The 2,067-nt window shown below is 40.3% G+C and carries 1 protein-coding gene; it reads left to right on the top strand.

Annotated elements, in window-relative coordinates:
* The coding region (locus Q7P05_RS06320) for an ATP-binding cassette domain-containing protein (RefSeq protein ID WP_369680432.1) at positions 1 to 2,067 on the top strand (2,067 nt) is incomplete at both ends.

Below are 2,067 nucleotides of genomic sequence, written 5' to 3'. Positions count from 1 at the left end.
AATTCTATACGCCATTTAGACAACTGGGGGCTGCATTCCATACGGGAATGGCAGGGAAGACCTCCATTTTAAAATACGAAGAGTTTATGAATCGCCAGCCATCGTTACCTGTAGGTGGGCAATCTAAACTTCAAGGGCCTATACAAGCTATTGAAATTAAGGATTTAACCTTTACCTATGAAGATAGTGAAAATGGGGTACAACATATTTCATTAGAGGCTAAACGCAATTCTCCGATTATGCTTGTTGGTGAAAGTGGAGCCGGGAAATCTACAATCGCTCATATTATTGGAGGCTTTTTAACTGCTCCTAAAGGTGCTGTTGTCATTGATGGTCTTGATGTTTGTGACATCGATGTTGAGTGGTGGCGCCAACAAATCACCTATGTATCCCAGCATCCTCATATCATGAAAGGAACCTTACGCGATGTATTATCCTTTGGAATGAATGTAAGTGATGAAGAAATCATAGAGGCATGTAAAGAAGTACAGCTACTGGATGTGATTAATAGACAACAAGATGGTCTTGATACGATTATTGGTGAAGGTGGCTTAGGTCTTAGTGGTGGCGAACGTCAACGGGTGGCGTTAGCACGTGCGTTCTTACGAAAAGGGCAAGTGTTAATTCTCGATGAGGTAACGGCACATCTTGATGTAAAAACAGAATCTATCATAAGTAGTGCTATCCAACGTTTGATGGAGAATAAAATTGTTATTATTATTGGCCATCGCCTACAAACGATGCACTGGGCTTCTACGTTATACGTTTTAAAACAGGGGCGCATTATTCAACAAGGCTCTTATGAAGAGCTTATTGCGGTAGAGGGATATTTTAAAGACCTTGTCACCTCTGGTTTAGGCGAATTTTCTTCAACTATTGAAGAGCAGTTGCAAACAGGGAAATCATTTGATATTCAAGATAGAGATGAGCTAGATCATTCAATTCCTGTTGATAAAAAAGGTGCTCATGTAGTAGGAAACAATACACATACATCTGAAGTGTCAACGTCTAATATGGGCTTAGAAGGATGGAGATTACTCTTTTCTGTATTAAGTCCTGCAAAGTGGTCTTTAGTATTAGCTTTGATTTTTACATTCTTAACAGTATTTATGAATGTAGGACTTTTAACTGTGTCTGCATGGTTATTGGCCTCAGCTGCATTGCAACCAGGCCTTACCTATTTGAGCCTTGCCATTGTAGGGGTTCGATTCTTCGGCGTTAGCCGTGCCGTATGTCGTTATTTTGAGCGCTATACATCTCATCGGATGGCATTCCAAGGATTATATGGTTTGCGTGTATGGTTCTATGCTCATTTGGAACCATTAGCACCAGCTATTCTTAAACACTTTGGTGCTGGGGATATGTTAGGCCGTATTATGGGTGATATAGAGGTATTACAATTCTTCTACTTGCGCACATTAATTCCTCCTGTAGCAGCCATTGCTTTAACTGTTTTAGTAGCCTATGGTGTTTCTACCATTGATAGCACTTTGGTTACACCTATAGTTTTGTCGGCTTTAATATTAGGTTTTGTATTGCCTATAGTTGTATATGCTCATAATAAACAATCATTGACTGCGATTGGACCGCAACAAGGGGAGTATAAATCACTATTAAGTGATACTATGGATAGTTTGGAGGATGTCATTAGCTATGGTAATGAAGATTTAGTCTATCATCGTATTCAACATATGATGCATACTGTGGATGCTAATAAGGGTATTATTGAGCGTGGCATGAACTTAGGGAATACGCTGTTCCTAGGTGGTGTGCAAATTACTGTTGTCATTGTAGCTATATTGGCTGCCAATGCTTTGACAGGCGCTTGGGCTAGTGTTATGGTAGCGGTTGCTGCCATTGGTACACAAGCTTGGTTTGAAGCGTTACAACCTATGATTGCGGCTGTTCATCATGGTGCTGAAAGTAAGGTGGCTACGAGTCGTCTTATGGCACTCGCCAATGAGCCAATGCCTGTGGTAGACCCAAAGGCACCAAAACCATTCAATGCTAATCGAGATATTACCTTTACGGATGTATCTTTTGGTTATAATAAAGATCGTTGTATTT

Source organism: Veillonella dispar (assembly GCF_937975875.1).
Taxonomy (GTDB): domain Bacteria; phylum Bacillota; class Negativicutes; order Veillonellales; family Veillonellaceae; genus Veillonella; species Veillonella dispar_B.
The sequence above is the reverse complement of the archived record's forward strand: the minus strand, read 5'-3'. Positions and strand labels throughout refer to the sequence as shown.